The sequence below is a fragment of the Streptomyces luteireticuli genome (genome assembly GCF_041519305.1).
Classification (GTDB): Bacteria; Actinomycetota; Actinomycetes; order Streptomycetales; family Streptomycetaceae; genus Streptomyces; species Streptomyces luteireticuli.
The window spans coordinates 2,462,277-2,477,462 of the sequence record NZ_CP167927.1 but is presented as its reverse complement, the minus strand read 5'-3'; the positions used below and the strand labels follow the sequence as shown (position 1 = coordinate 2,477,462).

Annotated in this window: 14 protein-coding genes; 6 read left to right on the top strand and 8 right to left on the bottom strand. The window is 70.9% G+C overall.

What is annotated here, in order from left to right; all coding sequences use genetic code 11:
• Position 1: 1 nt before the first annotated feature.
• The 4 genes from tpiA (at position 2) to pgi (ending at position 3,448) form a co-directional block, all read left to right on the top strand.
• Positions 2 to 778 carry a triose-phosphate isomerase gene (gene tpiA / locus AB8735_RS10425; protein ID WP_344024722.1) on the top strand — a complete coding sequence of 259 codons (777 nt, stop codon included), beginning with the start codon at positions 2 to 4 and terminating at the stop codon, positions 776 to 778.
• Between the two features lie 135 nt (positions 779 to 913).
• Complete coding sequence (gene secG, locus AB8735_RS10420) at positions 914 to 1,150, top strand: preprotein translocase subunit SecG (RefSeq protein WP_344024724.1); 237 nt, start codon at positions 914 to 916, stop codon at positions 1,148 to 1,150.
• A gap of 157 nt (positions 1,151 to 1,307) precedes the next feature.
• Entirely contained in the window at positions 1,308 to 1,643 is a 336-nt protein-coding gene (locus AB8735_RS10415) for an RNA polymerase-binding protein RbpA (protein WP_003957010.1), read from the top strand.
• A gap of 152 nt (positions 1,644 to 1,795) precedes the next feature.
• Positions 1,796 to 3,448: a glucose-6-phosphate isomerase gene (pgi, locus tag AB8735_RS10410; protein WP_372411813.1), complete on the top strand. Its 1,653-nt coding sequence runs from the start codon at positions 1,796 to 1,798 to the stop codon at positions 3,446 to 3,448.
• Positions 3,449 to 3,620: 172 nt separating this feature from the next.
• Here the strand turns inward: pgi and pgl are convergent, their stop codons facing one another.
• From pgl to tkt, 5 genes are read right to left on the bottom strand one after another with little or no spacing between them, the layout of a single operon-like run.
• Positions 3,621 to 4,403 carry a 6-phosphogluconolactonase gene (pgl, locus tag AB8735_RS10405; RefSeq protein ID WP_372406814.1) on the bottom strand — a complete coding sequence of 261 codons (783 nt, stop codon included), beginning with the start codon at positions 4,401 to 4,403 and terminating at the stop codon, positions 3,621 to 3,623.
• A complete protein-coding gene (gene opcA / locus AB8735_RS10400) occupies positions 4,400 to 5,425 on the bottom strand; it encodes a glucose-6-phosphate dehydrogenase assembly protein OpcA (protein WP_372406813.1) in 1,026 nt (341 codons plus the stop codon). The genes pgl and opcA overlap by 4 nt, the downstream gene beginning before the upstream one ends.
• A complete protein-coding gene (gene zwf / locus AB8735_RS10395; protein ID WP_344024731.1) occupies positions 5,422 to 6,945 on the bottom strand; it encodes a glucose-6-phosphate dehydrogenase in 1,524 nt (507 codons plus the stop codon). The genes opcA and zwf overlap by 4 nt, the downstream gene beginning before the upstream one ends.
• A 1-nt stretch (position 6,946) precedes the next feature.
• Positions 6,947 to 8,062 carry a transaldolase gene (tal, locus tag AB8735_RS10390; protein WP_372406812.1) on the bottom strand — a complete coding sequence of 372 codons (1,116 nt, stop codon included), beginning with the start codon at positions 8,060 to 8,062 and terminating at the stop codon, positions 6,947 to 6,949.
• A gap of 39 nt (positions 8,063 to 8,101) precedes the next feature.
• Positions 8,102 to 10,183 (bottom strand): transketolase, encoded by a 2,082-nt coding sequence (tkt, locus tag AB8735_RS10385; protein WP_344024735.1) that lies wholly within the window; start codon positions 10,181 to 10,183, stop codon positions 8,102 to 8,104.
• A gap of 424 nt (positions 10,184 to 10,607) precedes the next feature.
• On the opposite strand from tkt, the gene AB8735_RS10380 reads away from it, so the two are divergent.
• Together AB8735_RS10380 and AB8735_RS10375 are read left to right on the top strand one after the other, a co-directional pair.
• Entirely contained in the window at positions 10,608 to 11,552 is a 945-nt protein-coding gene (locus tag AB8735_RS10380; RefSeq protein WP_344024737.1) for a heme o synthase, read from the top strand.
• Between the two features lie 92 nt (positions 11,553 to 11,644).
• A complete protein-coding gene (locus AB8735_RS10375; protein WP_372406810.1) occupies positions 11,645 to 11,998 on the top strand; it encodes a hypothetical protein in 354 nt (117 codons plus the stop codon).
• A gap of 171 nt (positions 11,999 to 12,169) precedes the next feature.
• On the opposite strand, the gene AB8735_RS10370 is transcribed toward AB8735_RS10375, so the two are convergent.
• The 3 genes from AB8735_RS10370 to AB8735_RS10360 all read right to left on the bottom strand — a co-directional run bounded on the left by AB8735_RS10370 (position 12,170) and on the right by AB8735_RS10360 (position 15,051).
• Positions 12,170 to 13,153, bottom strand: coding sequence for a COX15/CtaA family protein (locus AB8735_RS10370; RefSeq protein ID WP_344024741.1), 984 nt, complete (start codon positions 13,151 to 13,153; stop codon positions 12,170 to 12,172).
• A 61-nt stretch (positions 13,154 to 13,214) separates the two neighbouring features.
• Complete coding sequence (locus tag AB8735_RS10365) at positions 13,215 to 14,006, bottom strand: ABC transporter permease (protein WP_344024743.1); 792 nt, start codon at positions 14,004 to 14,006, stop codon at positions 13,215 to 13,217.
• A gap of 85 nt (positions 14,007 to 14,091) precedes the next feature.
• Complete coding sequence (locus AB8735_RS10360) at positions 14,092 to 15,051, bottom strand: ABC transporter ATP-binding protein (protein ID WP_372406809.1); 960 nt, start codon at positions 15,049 to 15,051, stop codon at positions 14,092 to 14,094.
• Positions 15,052 to 15,186: the final 135 nt, after the last annotated feature.

Here is a 15,186-nt window from a genome sequence, read left to right as displayed (position 1 = left end):
CGTGAGTGCACGTACCCCGCTGATGGCGGGCAACTGGAAGATGAACCTCAACCACCTCGAGGCCATCACCCACGTCCAGAAGCTCGCCTTTTCCCTCACGGAGAAGGACTTCGAGTCCGTCGAGGTCGCCGTGCTGCCGCCGTTCACCGACCTGCGCTCGGTGCAGACGCTGGTCGACGGCGACAAGCTGAAGATCAAGTTCGGTGCCCAGGACATCTCGGCGCACGACTCCGGCGCGTACACCGGTGAGATCTCCGGCGCGATGCTCGCCAAGTTCCGCTGCTCCTACGTGGCGGTCGGCCACTCCGAGCGCCGTCAGTACCACGGCGAGACCGACGAGCTCTGCAACGCCAAGGTGAAGGCCGCCTTCAAGCACGGCGTCACCCCGATCCTCTGCGTCGGCGAGGGCCTGGACGTCCGCAAGGCCGGCAACCAGGTCGCGTACACCCTGGCCCAGCTCGACGGCGCCCTGAAGGACGTCCCGGCCGACCAGGCCGAGACGATCGTCATCGCCTACGAGCCGGTCTGGGCCATCGGCACCGGCGAGGTCGCCACCCCCGAGGACGCCCAGGAGGTCTGCGGGGCGATCCGCGGCCGCCTGGCCGAGCTCTACAGCCAGGAGCTGGCCGACAAGGTCCGCATCCAGTACGGCGGCTCGGTCAAGTCCGGCAATGTCGCCGCGATCATGGCGCAGCCCGACGTGGACGGCGCGCTGGTCGGCGGCGCGGCGCTGGACGCGGACGAGTTCGTCAAGATCGTCCGCTTCCGCGACCAGTAGCAACTATGACGACGGGCCCCGCCCGTCGTACCCTGTCGGGGCCGGGACCGGCGCAAACGCGCCCCCCGGCCCCGCAGTATTAACGCCGTTAACGTCCTGACCTGTCCGTGACAGTCCGAGAGAGTTGGTCCAGCCGTGGTCATCGGGTTCTCGATCGCCCTCATCGTCTTCAGCCTGCTGATGATGATGCTGGTGCTCATGCACAAGGGGAAGGGCGGCGGTCTGTCCGACATGTTCGGTGGCGGCATGCAGTCCTCCGTCGGAGGCTCCTCGGTCGCCGAGCGCAACCTCGACCGGATCACCATCGTGGTGGGCCTGCTGTGGTTCGCCTGCATCGTGGTGCTCGGCCTGCTGATGAAGTTCGAGAGCTGACGCTGCGTCGTACCCGCGGCCTATGATGGAACCCGCGCCTTGCGGCCGGGTGGTAACTCCTGCCGCTGGACGCGCGTTGGGCCTTACGTAGACTGGGGCGCTCGCAGCGGAGCGGACTGTCACGCTCCGCCGCACCATCACGCAGGGAGTTACGACCGTGGCAAGTGGCAACGCGATCCGGGGAAGCCGGGTCGGGGCGGGGCCGATGGGGGAGGCGGAGCGGGGCGAGTCGGCCCCGCGCCTGCGCATCTCCTTCTGGTGCTCGAACGGGCACGAGACGCAGCCGAGCTTCGCCAGTGACGCACAGGTGCCGGACACCTGGGACTGCCCGCGCTGCGGCTTCCCGGCCGGCCAGGACCGGGACAATCCACCGGACCCGCCGCGCACCGAGCCCTACAAGACGCACCTCGCGTACGTCAGGGAGCGCCGCAGCGACGCGGACGGCGAGGCCATCCTCGCCGAGGCGCTCGCCAAGCTCCGTGGGGAGATCTGACGAACCGCCAGCACTGACCGGCCCGGCCGGAAGGACCGTTCCTTCCGGCCGGGCCGGTGGTGTTCGTGGGGCTACGGCCAGGAATGACCGTGAGCTCCATTAGGTTGGGAAGTGGCGAGAGAGCTACGAGTAGAAATGGACTGATGTCCGAAATGAACGCTGAGGGCCGCACCGCGCTCGACCGCATGCCCGAGTGGAACGCACTGACCAAGCACCGGGACGAGCTGGGGGAGGTGCAGCTGCGCAGGCTGTTCGCGGAGGACCCCCGGCGGGCCGAGAAGTACGCGCTCACCGTCGGCGACCTGTACGTCGACTACTCCAAGCACCTCGTCACCGACGAGACCCTGCGGCTGCTGCGCGAACTCGCGGCGGCGACCGGGGTGGCGGAGCTGCGGGACGCGATGTTCCGCGGCGAGAAGATCAACACCACCGAGGGCCGGGCCGTGCTGCACACCGCCCTGCGCGCCCCGTCGTCGGCGGCCGTCGAGGTCGACGGGGAGAACGTCGTCCCGGCCGTGCACGCCGTGCTGGCGAAGATGCGGGCCTTCTCCGACCGGGTGCGGTCGGGCGACTGGAAGGGCCACACGGGCAAGCGCATCCGCAATGTCGTCAACATCGGCATCGGCGGCTCGGACCTCGGTCCGGCGATGGCCTACGAGGCGCTGCGCGCCTACACGGACCGCGGGCTGACGGTGCGTTTCGTCTCCAACGTGGACGGCGCGGACCTGCACGAGGCGGTGCGGGACCTGGACCCTGCCGAGACGCTCTTCATCGTCGCCTCCAAGACCTTCACCACCATCGAGACCATCACCAACGCGACCTCCGCGCGGAGCTGGCTGCTGGCCGGGCTGGGCGCCGGGAGCGAGGCGGTGGCCAAGCACTTCGTGGCGCTGTCCACGAACGCGGAGAAGGTCGCCGACTTCGGCATCGACACGGCCAACATGTTCGAGTTCTGGGACTGGGTCGGCGGGCGCTACTCGTACGACTCGGCCATCGGGCTCTCCCTGATGATCGCCATCGGGCCGGACCGCTTCCAGGAGATGCTCGACGGGTTCCATCTCGTGGACGAGCACTTCCGGACGGCGGCGCCGGAGGAGAACGTGCCGCTGCTGATGGGGCTGCTGGGCATCTGGTACGGCAACTTCCACGACGCGCAGTCGCACGCGGTGCTGCCCTACAGCCACTACCTGTCGAAGTTCACGGCCTATCTGCAGCAGCTGGACATGGAGTCCAACGGCAAGTCGGTCGACCGCGACGGGCGGCCCGTCAACTGGCAGACCGGGCCGGTGGTCTGGGGGACGCCGGGCACCAACGGCCAGCACGCGTACTACCAGTTGATCCACCAGGGGACGAAGCTGATCCCCGCGGACCTGATCGGTTTCGCGCGGCCGGTGGACGATCTGGAGCCCGGGCTCGTCGCCCAGCACGACCTGTTGATGGCGAACCTGTTCGCGCAGGGGCAGGCGCTGGCCTTCGGCAAGACGCCGGAGGAGGTCGCGGCGGAGGGCGTCGCGGCGGAGCTCGTCCCGCACAAGACGTTCCGGGGGAACCGGCCGACGACGACGATCCTGGCGGACGCGCTGACGCCGTCGGTGCTGGGGCAGTTGATCGCGCTCTACGAGCACAAGGTGTTCGTGCAGGGGGCGGTGTGGAACATCGACTCGTTCGACCAGTGGGGGGTCGAGCTGGGGAAGGTGCTGGCGAAGCGGGTGGAGCCGGCGTTGACGGAGGGGGCTTCCGTGGAGGGGCTGGACCCCTCCACCTCGGCGTTGGTCGCGCGCTACCGGGCTGTTCGGGGTCGCTGACGCGGAAGGGGCCCCGACCCCGCCCTTTCTCCTCCCCCAGAGGGGGTACCCCCACCGGGGAGACCCCGGACCCCATTCGCCCTTCGGGCGAAGTCCTCAAACGCCGGACGGGCTGAAATTCAGCCCGTCCGGCGTTTGAGGACAGCGCGCGCAGCGTGCTGCTGTAACTCCCTTACGGCGACGCCGGCGGGTACAGGTCCCGCGGCAACTGCGCCGCAGCCGACTGGTCCAGGAGCCACAGCGTGCGCGTACGCCCGTATGCCCCCGCCGCCGGTGCCTGGATCTCGCCCGCGCCGCCGAGCGCGAGGGCGACCGCCCCCGCCTTGTCCTCGCCCGCCGCCAGCAGCCAGACCTCCCGTGCCGAGCGGATCGCCGGCAGGGTCAGCGAGATCCGGGTCGGCGGCGGCTTGGGTGCGCCGTGGACGCCGATGACCGTGCGCTCCGTCTCGCGGACGCCCGGCAGTTCGGGAAAGAGCGAGGCGACGTGCGTGTCGGGGCCGACGCCCAGGAGCAGGACGTCGAAGGACGGGACCGGGCCGTGGTCCTCCGGCCGCGCGGCGGCGGCGAGTTCGGCCGCGTACGCCGCGGCCGCCTCGTCGGCGTCCTCGTACGTGCCGTCCGCGGCGGGCATGGCGTGCACCCGCGCCGGGTCGAGCCCGACCGCGTCCAGCAGGGCCTCGCGGGCCTGCGTGACGTTGCGGTCGGGGTCGCCGTCGGGCAGGAACCGCTCGTCGCCCCACCACAGGTCCAGCCGCGACCAGTCGACCGCGTCCCGGGCGGGCGAGGCGGCGAGGGCCGCGAGGAGCCCGTTGCCGTTGCGCCCGCCCGTGAGGACGACGGAGGCCGAGCCGCGGGCCGCCTGGGCGTCCACGATCTTCGTGATGAGCCGGGCCGCGGCGGCCTGGGCCATCAGCTCCTTGTCCCGGTGGACGACGATCTGCGGCGCGGTGCTCACTTCGCCGCCTTCTTGGGAGCGGCCTTCTTCGCGGGAGCCGGGGCGGGCTCGGCCTCGGCGGGTTCCTTGGCCCGGGGCGCGGGTGCCGGGGCGGCCGCCGCCAGCCGCTCCACGCCGTACTTCAGCGTGGACGCGTAGACCGTGTCCGGGTCGAGGCGGCGGAGCTCCTCCGCGAGGAGCTCGGCGGTGTCGCGGCGCTTGAGCGCCACGGCGCGGTCCGGGTGGCCCTTCATGGACAGCCGGGCCAGCGCGCCGTCGGTGCGCTCCAGGGTGATGACGCCGTCCTTGGTCTCCAGGCGGACGGCCGTGAGGCCGGGGCCCTCGGAGACGGTGCGGCGGGCCGGCACCCCGAGGCGGTCCGCGAGCCACATGGCCAGCAGCTCGCCGCTGGGGTTGCAGTCCTCGCCCTCGACCTCGGCGCCGGTGACCTTGATGCCGGGCTGCTGGTCCAGGGCGGCCGCGAGCATCGAGCGCCACGGGGTGATCCGGGTCCAGGCCAGGTCCGTGTCGCCGGGCGCGTAGTTCGCGGCGCGGGCCGTGAGCTCGGAGACCGGCTCCTCGGCCGCGTAGGTGTCGGTGACGCGGCGCTGGGCGAGCGCGCCCAGCGGGTCCCGCTCGGGGTCGAGCGGGGAGGTGACCGGCCACCAGACGACCACGGGGGCGTCCGGCAGCAGCAGCGGCAGCACCACCGACTGGGCGTGGTCTATCACCTCGCCGTACAGCCGCAGCACCACGGTCTCGCCGGTGCCGGCGGAGGTGCCCACCCGGACCTCGGCGTCGAGCCGGGCCGCGGCGCGGTTGCGCGGCGAGCGGCTGACCCGCTTGATGACGACGAGCTTGCGCGAGGGGTGCTCGCGGGAGGCCTCGTTGGCCGCCTTGAGCGCGTCGTAGGCGTGCTCCTCGTCGGTGACGATGACCAGCGTGAGCACCATGCCGATGGCCGGGGTGCCGATGGCGCGGCGCCCCTGGACCAGAGCATTGTTGATCTTGCTGGACGTGGTGTCCGTCAGGTCGATCTTCATGGCCGACGCCAGCTCCGTCCGTCTCGTGCGAGCATCTCGTCCGCCTCGACCGGCCCCCAGGTGCCGGCCGGGTACTGCGCGGGCTTGCCGTGCTTGTCCCAGTACTCCTCGATCGGGTCGAGGATCTGCCAGGAGAGCTCGACCTCCTTCAGGCGCGGGAAGAGGTTGGCGTCGCCGAGCAGCACGTCGAGGATGAGCCGCTCGTACGCCTCGGGGCTGGACTCGGTGAACGACTCGCCGTAGGCGAAGTCCATCGAGACGTCCCGGACCTCCATCGAGGTGCCCGGCACCTTGGAGCCGAACCGCAGGGTGACGCCCTCGTCCGGCTGCACCCGGATGACCAGGGCGTTCTGCCCCAGCTCCTCGGTGGCGGTGTCGTCGAAGGGCGAGTGCGGGGCGCGCTGGAAGACGACCGCGATCTCGGTGACGCGGCGGCCGAGCCGCTTGCCGGTGCGCAGGTAGAAGGGGACGCCCGCCCAGCGGCGGTTGTCGATGCCCAGCTTGATCGCGGCGTAGGTGTCGGTCTTGGAGCGGGGGTCGATGCCCTCCTCCTCCAGGTAGCCGAGCACCTTCTCGCCGCCCTGCCAGCCGCCCGCGTACTGGCCGCGGACGGTCTCCTTGCCCAGGTCCTTGGGGAGCCGGACGGCGCCCAGCACCTTGGTCTTCTCGGCGACCAGCGCGTCCGCGTCGAAGGAGGCGGGCTCCTCCATGGCGGTCAGGGCCAGCAGCTGGAGCAGGTGGTTCTGGATGACGTCGCGCGCGGCGCCGATGCCGTCGTAGTAGCCGGCCCGGCCGCCGATGCCGATGTCCTCGGCCATGGTGATCTGCACGTGGTCGACGTACGACCGGTTCCAGATCGGCTCGAAGAGGGTGTTGGCGAAGCGCAGCGCCAGGATGTTCTGGACCGTCTCCTTGCCCAGGTAGTGGTCGATCCGGAAGACCGACTCGGTGGGGAAGACGTCGTGGACGATCCGGTTGAGCTCCTGGGCGCTCTTCAGGTCGTGGCCGAAGGGCTTCTCGATGACCGCGCGCCGCCAGGAGTTCTCCGTCTGCTCGGCGAGCCCGTGCTTCTTGAGCTGCTGGACGACGGTGGGGAAGAACTTCGGCGGGACGGACAGGTAGAAGGCGAAGTTGCCGCCCGTGCCCTGGGCCTTGTCGAGCTCGTGGATGGTCTCCTTGAGCGTCTCGAACGCGGCGTCGTCGTCGAAGTCGCCCTGGACGAAGCGGCAGCCGTGCACCAGCTGCTGCCAGACCTCCTCGCGGAAGGGCGTGCGCGCGTGCTCCTTGACGGCGTCGTGCACGACCTGGGCGAAGTCCTCGTCCTCCCACTGGCGGCGGGCGAAGCCGATGAGGGAGAAGCCCGGCGGCAACAGACCCCGGTTGGCGAGGTCGTAGACGGCAGGCATCAGCTTTTTCCGTGACAAATCGCCCGTGACGCCAAAGATGACCAGGCCCGACGGCCCCGCGATACGCGGGAGCCGTCGGTCCTGAGCGTCACGCAGCGGGTTGCTGCTGCTCAATTCACGCCTCCGGTGCGAGGCGCTTGAGCTCCGCCTCGGTGGACTTCAGCAGGTCGATCCAGGCCGCCTCGAACTTCTCGACGCCCTCGTCCTCCAGGAGCTGCACGACGTCGTCGTACGAGATCCCCAGCTTCGCGACCGCGTCGAGCTCGGCCTTGGCCTGCTCGTAGGTGCCGCGGACGGTGTCACCGGTGATCTGCCCGTGGTCGGCGGCCGCCTCCAGGGTGGCCTCCGGCATGGTGTTGACCGTGTTCGGGGCGACCAGGTCGTCCACGTACAGGGTGTCCTTGTAGGCCGGGTCCTTGACGCCGGTCGAGGCCCACAGCGGACGCTGCTTGTTGGCACCGGCCTTCTCCAGGGCCAGCCAGCGGTCCGAGGAGAAGACCTCCTCGTACGCCTGGTAGGCGAGGCGGGCGTTGGCCAGGGCGGCCTTGCCGCGCAGCGCCTTGGCCTCCTCGGTGCCCAGGGCGTCCAGCCGCTTGTCGATCTCGGTGTCCACGCGGGACACGAAGAAGGACGCCACCGAGTGGATCAGCGACAGGTCCAGGCCGGCCGCCTTGGCCTTCTCCAGACCGGTCAGGTAGGCGTCCATCACGGCGCGGTAGCGCTCGAGCGAGAAGATCAGCGTGACGTTGACGCTGATGCCCAGGCCGATGACCTCGGCGATGGCCGGCAGGCCCGCCTTGGTCGCCGGGATCTTGATCAGGGTGTTGGGCCGGTCCACCAGCCAGGCCAGCTGCTTGGCCTCGGCGATCGTGGCCGGGGTGTTGTGGGCCAGGCGCGGGTCGACCTCGATGGAGACCCGGCCGTCCTGGCCGTCGGTCCGGTCGAAGACCGGGCGCAGGATGTCGGCGGCGTCGCGGACGTCCGCCGTCGTGATCATGCGGATGGCCTCCTCGACGGTCACCTTGCGGGCCGCGAGGTCGGCGAGCTGCTGCTGGTAGCCGTCACCGCCGGCGATCGCCTTCTGGAAGATCGACGGGTTGGTGGTCACGCCGACCACGTGGCTGTCGTCGATCAGCTCCGCGAGGTTGCCGGAGGTGATGCGCTTGCGCGACAGGTCGTCCAGCCAGATCGCGACGCCTTCCTCGGAGAGGCGCTTGAGTGCGTCGGTCATGGGTTCTGCATCTCCTACTGGATGTGGGGGGGTTCGCGCTCAGCGGCGGGCGGCGTCGGCGAGGGACTCGCGGGCGGCCTCGACGACGGCGTCGGTGGTCAGGCCGAACTCCTGGAACAGGATCTGGTAGTCGGCGGAGGCGCCGAAGTGCTCCAGCGAGACGATGCGGCCGGCCTCGCCGACGTAGCGGTGCCAGGTCAGGCCGATGCCCGCCTCGACGGCCACGCGGGCCTTGACGTCCGGCAGCAGGACGCCGTCGCGGTACGCCTGGTCCTGCTCCTCGAACCACTCCACCGACGGCATGGAGACCACACGGGTCGGGATGCCCTCGGCCTGGAGCCGCTCGCGCGCCTCGACGGCGAGCTGGACCTCGGAGCCGGTGCCGACCAGGATCACCTGGGCGCGGCCGCCCTCGGCCTCGAACAGCACGTAACCGCCCTTGGCGGCACCCTCGTTGGCCTCGTACGTCGGGACGTTCTGGCGGGTGAGGGCCAGACCGTGCGGCGCGGGCTTGGCGGTGTGCCGCTTGACGATCTCGCGCCAGGCGATGGCGGTCTCGTTGGCGTCGGCCGGGCGGACCATGTTCAGGCCCGGGATGGCGCGCAGCGCGGCCATGTGCTCGACCGGCTGGTGGGTCGGGCCGTCCTCGCCGAGGCCGATGGAGTCGTGCGTCCACACATAGGTGACCGGCAGCTTCATCAGGGCGGCCAGACGGACGGCGGGGCGCATGTAGTCGGAGAACACCAGGAAGGTGCCGCCGTACACACGGGTGTTGCCGTGCAGCGCGATGCCGTTCATCGTCGAGCCCATGGCGTGCTCGCGGATGCCGAAGTGGACCGTGCGGCCGTACGGGTTCGCCTCCGGGAGGGGGTTGCCCTCGGGGAGGAAGGACGACGACGCGTCGATGGTGGTGTTGTTCGAGCCGGCGAGGTCGGCGGAGCCGCCCCACAGCTCGGGGATCACGCCGCCCAGCGCCTTGAGGACCTCGCCGGACGCCTTGCGGGTCGCGACGGCCTTGCCGGCCGGGAAGACGGGGAGGGCCTTCTCCCAGCCGTCGGGCAGCTCGCCCGCCATGATGCGGTCGAAGTCGGCGGCGCGCTCCGCGTTGGCCTCGCGCCACTTCTGGAGCTGCTTGTCCCAGGTCGCGTGGGCCTCGCGGCCGCGGTCGACGACCTTGCGGACGTGCTCGAAGACCGTGTCCTCGACCTGGAAGTGCTGCTCGGGGTCGAAGCCGAGCACCTCCTTGGTCGCGGCCACCTCGGCGTCGCCGAGCGCCGAGCCGTGCGAGGCCTCGGTGTTCTGGGCGTTCGGGGCGGGCCAGGCGATGATCGTGCGGGCCGCGATGATCGAGGGACGCTCGGTCTCCTCCTGGGCCGCCTTCAGGGCCGCGTAGAGCGCCTGGACGTCGAAGTCGCCGTTGGGGGCCTGCTCGATGCGCTGGACGTGCCAGCCGTACGCCTCGTAACGCTTGAGGACGTCCTCGGAGAACGCCGTCTCGGTGTCGCCCTCGATCGAGATGTGGTTGTCGTCGTACAGGGCGACGATGTTGCCGAGCTTCTGGTGGCCGGCGAGCGAGGACGCCTCGGCGGAGATGCCCTCCTCCAGGTCGCCGTCGGAGACGATCGCCCAGATGGTGTGGTCGAAGGGGGACTCGCCCTTCGGGGCCTCGGGGTCGAACAGGCCGCGCTCGTAGCGGGCGGCCATCGCCATGCCCACGGCGTTGGCGATGCCCTGGCCCAGCGGGCCGGTCGTGGTCTCGACGCCGCGGGTGTGGCCGTGCTCCGGGTGGCCCGGGGTCTTGCTGTCCCAGGTGCGGAAGGCCTTGAGGTCCGAGAGCTCCAGGCCGTAACCGGCCATGAAGAGCTGCACGTAGAGCGTCAGGCTCGTGTGTCCGGGCGAGAGGACGAAGCGGTCGCGGCCGATCCAGTCCGCGTCGCTGGGGTCGTGCCGCATGAGCTTCTGGAAGAGCAGGTAAGCGGCGGGCGCCAGGCTCATGGCCGTTCCGGGATGGCCGTTGCCGACCTTCTGCACGGAATCCATGGCCAGGACCCGGGCGGTGTCGACGGCCCGCTGGTCCAGTTCGGTCCACTTGAGCTCTGAGGTGGTCGGCTTGTTGCTCACCCTAGTTCAGGGCTCCTCTCCACATTGTCTGGCCGGGGGCGGTATGTTCCGCCACGACGCGGCGGTGTCGAGCCTACCCTTGCGGGAACGCGCGTTTTTCGACGAGCGGTCGGCTTACGGGCCAGCCCATTTGAGCGGTTACCCGCTCTTCGTCGAGCGGTCGTCCGCTCTTCGCCGTGGCAACCGGTACGCGGCCGGATTGATTCCCCTTTGGCAGGTAGTGGCCATATGTCCAGCGTGGGGCGAGTCGCCGGAGCCCGCCTCCCGAACGGCGCCGCAGGTGGTTCCCGGACCGCCCAACACGACCCACCCCGGCGGAGGCCGTGCAAGGCCCTGCGTCTAGAGTGGCTTGGTACGCGCAAGTCTTCCCCGGTCGCACGAGGGCCGGATGTGCTTGCTGGCCTTATCTCTGTCAGGGGTGTGCGTGACGGCCGTCGAATCCCGTCCTGCGGGGGTCCTCGCCGCCGAGAAGCCCAAACACCGGCCGTTCGGGGCCCGTGTCAAGGCTTTCGTGGCGCTGACGAAGCCGCGCGTCATCGAGCTGCTGCTGATGACGACGGTCCCGGTGATGTTCCTCGCCGCCGAGGGCGTCCCGGACATGTGGCTCGTGCTGGCCACCTGCGTCGGTGGTTACCTCTCCGCCGGTGGCGCGGGCGCGTTCAACATGTACTACGACCGCGACATCGACGCCATGATGGACCGGACCTCCCAGCGCCCGCTGGTGACCGGCATGGTCTCGCCGCGCGAGTGCCTGGTCTTCGCCGCGACGCTCACCGTCGGGTCGACGGTGTGGTTCTGGTTCCTGGTCAATCCTCTGTCGGCGGTGCTCTCGCTGGGCGCCTCGCTCTTCTACACCGTCGTCTACACGATGATCCTCAAGCGCCGTACCGCGCAGAACATCGTGTGGGGCGGCATCGCGGGCTGCCTGCCGGTCCTCATCGGCTGGTCCGCGGTCAGGAACGAGGTCTCCTGGGCCTCGGTGATCCTGTTCCTCGTCATCTTCTTCTGGACGCCGCCGCACTACTGGCCGCTGTCGATGAAGGTGAAGGACGACTACGAGCGGGTCGGCGTCCCGATGCTGCCGGTCGTCGCGGGCAACAAGGTCGTCGCCCGGCAGATCGTCCTCTACAGCTGGGTGATGGTCGGCGTCTCCCTGCTGCTGACGCCGCTGGGCTACACCGGCTGGTTCTACACGGTGGTGGCCGTGGCCTGCGGCGCCTTCTGGCTGAAGGAGGCGCACGCGCTCCAGGCGCGGGCGAAGGCCGGGATCACCGGGGCGAAGCTGAAGGAGATGCGGCTGTTCCACTGGTCGATCACCTATGTGTCGCTGCTGTTCACGGCGGTCGCGATCGATCCCTTCCTGCGGTAGTCCCGCTGGTCGTCCGGACGGGCGGCGCAGGTGGTCAAGGCCACCCGCGCCGCCCGTCGCGTTATGGGCTACCCGTCGGTAGCATCCTGCCCATGGCAGACGCAGACAACCGGCAGGAGGCCCGGCCCGACGCGCGGGACCAGCGCGAGGCGGCCCGGCTGGCCAAGCAGATCGGCGCGTTCGCGCGCGGCCACGGCGGCGGTGCGGAGGGGCAGCTCGCCCACATAGGGCGCGGCCGGACCCGGATCGCCCTGGTGGGCGCCGACGGGGAGTGGGGCAACCTCGTGGCCCGGTCGTACGCGGCCGCGGAGCGGGCGGTGGAGCTCGCGGGCATCACGGTGCACGAGGACTTCGACGGGGAGATGGCGGCGAAGGTGCGTACCGGTCCGTACGAGTGGGGCCGGATGGCGGGGATGCAGGTGGGTGGGCGGCCGAACGCGGCGTGAGGTGCCGCGGGGGGTTTGTGCCCCGGACCCGCCCTTTCACCGTTTCTTCCGGGCTCCGCTCGGACCTGGGTCCTCAAACGCCGGACGGGCTGAATTTCAGCCCGTCCGGCGTTTGAGGACAACTCGCGCGGAGCGCGGCGAGAAAGGGTGAAAGGGCGGGTCCGGGGCTCTCTAACGGCCCGCAGCCGCCAGCGGAGCGACTCGTTCGGTCGCCTGCGCCGGTACGGCGACCAGCTCACCCCGGTCCCGCAGCGACAGTGCCACCCGCAGCACCGCGATCCACACCAGGCACGAGCCGAACAGGTGCGTGCCCACGAGGATCTCGGGCGAGTCCGTGAAGTACTGCACGTAGCCCACGACACCCTGCAGCAGCAGTACCGCGAGCAGTTCCACCACCCGCCGCCGCGGCCCCGCCGGCGCCTTCACGGCCCGCAGGACGAACCACAGCGCCACCGTCAGACCGAGCACGATGAAGACGAAGTCCACGTGCAACTGTGTCACTTCGCGGTAGCTCAGCGGGATCCGGTGCACGTCCTTCTTCGCGTCGCCCGCGTGCTTGCCGGAGCCGGTGACCACCGTGCCCGCCACGATCAGCAGGGCGGTCGCCACGGTCAGCACCCAGCCGAGCTGGCGCACGGGACGGGCCACCAGGTCGCGCGGCTCCTCGTCGCCCTCGGAGGCCCGCCGCCACATGATCACGGCCACGGTCAGCAGCGAGGTCGCCGCCAGGAAGTGGGTGGCGACGATGTACGGGTTGAGGCCCGTCAGGACGGTAATGCCGCCGATGATGCCGTTGGAGGCGACGATCCAGAACTGGGCCCAGCCCAGCCGCGTCAGGTCGCGGCGGCGCGGCGTCCGCGCCCGGGCCGCGACGATGGCCACGCCGACGACCGCGCAGAGCACATACGTCAGCATGCGGTTGGTGAACTCGATGACGCCGTTGATGCCCATCTCGGGCGTCGGCGTCAGGCTGTCCTCGGTGCACGTCGGCCACGTCGGGCAGCCCAGCCCGGACTGGGTGAGGCGGACCGCGCCGCCCGTCACCACGATGACCACGCCCATGACGACACAGGCGAGCGAGGCCCGCCGGACGAACTGCGCGGAGGGCTGCCAGCGGTCGGCGATGAGCTGGAGGGGGTTCATCGATTTCGGCACCCCGTCATCGTACGGGGGCGCTTGTGCATGGATTCACGAGGGCCCCCCGTACGGCGCGCGCTCACTCCCAGCGGAAGAAACGGCCCGCCGCGCCCAGCCCCAGCACCGCCCAGACGGCGAGGATCCCGAGGTCCCGCCAGGGCATTCCGGCGCCGTCCCGCAGCACGTCCCGCAGGCCCTCCGACAGTGCGGAGATCGGCAGCAGCTCCAGCACGGACCGGGCCGCGTCCGGGAACTTCTCCAGCGGCACGATCACCCCGCCGCCCACCAGGAGCAGCAGGAAGACCAGGTTGGCGGCGGCCAGGGTGGCCTCGGCCTTCAGCGTGCCGGCCATCAGCAGGCCCAGCCCCGAGAACGCCGCCGTGCCGAGGACGAGCAGCAGGAGCACCGCGAGCGGGTTGCCGTGCGGCGACCAGCCGAGGGCGAAGGCGATCACCGTCAGCAGGACGACCTGGAGGACCTCGGTGACCAGCACCGAGCAGGTCTTCGCGGTCATCAGCGCCCAGCGCGGCAGCGGGGACGCGCCCAGCCGCTTGAGGACGCCGTAGCGCCGCTCGAAGCCGGTGGCGATGGCCTGGCCGGTGAAGGCGGTGGACAGCACGGCCAGCGCGAGGACGCCGGGGGCGAGGAAGTCGACGGCCTTGCCGGAGCCGCCCGTCTGCCCGGTGGGCACGGAGACGATGTCCACGGTGCTGAAGAGGACCAGCAGCAGCGTGGGGATGACGACCGTCAGCAGCAGCTGCTCGCCGTTGCGCAGCAGCATCCGGGTCTCCAGCGCGGCCTGCGCCCGGATCATCCGGGGGAGCGGGGCGGCGCCGGGCCGGGGGGTGAACGTCCCGTCGACAGCGGTCATGCGCGCAGCTCCTTGCCGGTCAGCTCCAGGCTGTGTCCTCCCGGGGGACAACCCCCGGACCCCCGGCCCGCCTTCGTGTCCTGCATCATGCACGCAGCTCCTTGCCCGTGAGCTCCAGAAAGACGTCCTCCAGCGTGTGCCGTTCCACGGCTATCCGGTCCGGCATCACGCCGTGCTGGGCGCACCAGGTGGTGACGGTCGCCAGCAGCTGGGGGCCGATCGCTCCGCCGACCCGGTAGCTGCCGGGCATCAGTTCCACCGCCGTCGAGTCCGCGGGCAGGGCCTTGAGGAGCGAGGTGATGTCCAGGCCGGCGCGGCCGGTGAAGCGCAGGGTGTTCTCCGCGCCGCCCTTGCACAGCTCCTCGGGGCTGCCCTGGGCCATCACCCGGCCGCCGTCGATGATCGCGACGTCGTCCGCCAGCTCCTCCGCCTCGTCCATGTGGTGGGTGGTGAGTACGACGGTGACGCCGTCGGCGCGCAGTTCGCGCACCAGGTCCCAGGTGGCGCGGCGGGCCTGGGGGTCGAGGCCGGCCGTGGGCTCGTCGAGGAAGACCAGCTCGGGGCGGCCGACCACGGCCATGGCCAGCGAGAGCCGCTGCTGCTGCCCGCCGGAGAGCCGGCGGTAGGCGGTGCGGCCGCAACCGCCCAGGCCGAGTCGCTCGATCAGGGTGTCCACGTCCAGCGGGTGGGCGTGCAGGGCGGCGACGTGCCGCAGCATCTCGTCGGCGCGGGCGCCGGCGTAGACGCCGCCGTTCTGCAGCATCACGCCCACGCGCGGGCGCAGGGCCGCGGCGTCGGCGACCGGGTCGAGGCCGAGCACCCGGACCGTGCCCGCGTCGGGGCGGCGGTAGCCCTCGCAGGTCTCGATGGTGGTGGTCTTGCCGGCCCCGTTGGGGCCGAGGACGGCGGTGAGGGAGCCGGCCGCCACGGTGAGGTCGAGCCCGTCCACGGCGGTCTTGTTCCCGTACCGCTTGACGAGGCCGCGGACCTCGACCGCCGGCTCGCTGCCGGGGGTCCGGGGATCCCCCGGGAAGGCGCTGCGCATGCCGCGCAGTCTACGAAGCCCGCGGGGCGCCGCGTGCCGCCGGGGCGGGGAAAATGCCTGGACAACCGTGCTGGTTAGGTGACCCTAAGTGATCGAAACCACCTCGGGTGGACCGGCCGAGGCTTGTCCGGGCTC

What these genes read in the sequence shown, in the direction of transcription:
- pgi (WP_372411813.1), top strand. Translation starts at nt 1,796, where the DNA reads ATGAACGCTGAGGGCCGCACCGCGCTCGACCGCATGCCCGAGTGGAAC.
- opcA (WP_372406813.1), bottom strand. Translation starts at nt 5,425, where the DNA reads ATGAAGATCGACCTGACGGACACCACGTCCAGCAAGATCAACAATGCT.
- tal (WP_372406812.1), bottom strand. Translation starts at nt 8,062, where the DNA reads ATGACCGACGCACTCAAGCGCCTCTCCGAGGAAGGCGTCGCGATCTGG.
- AB8735_RS10375 (WP_372406810.1), top strand. Translation starts at nt 11,645, where the DNA reads ATGGCAGACGCAGACAACCGGCAGGAGGCCCGGCCCGACGCGCGGGAC.
- AB8735_RS10365 (WP_344024743.1), bottom strand. Translation starts at nt 14,006, where the DNA reads ATGACCGCTGTCGACGGGACGTTCACCCCCCGGCCCGGCGCCGCCCCG.
- AB8735_RS10360 (WP_372406809.1), bottom strand. Translation starts at nt 15,051, where the DNA reads ATGCGCAGCGCCTTCCCGGGGGATCCCCGGACCCCCGGCAGCGAGCCG.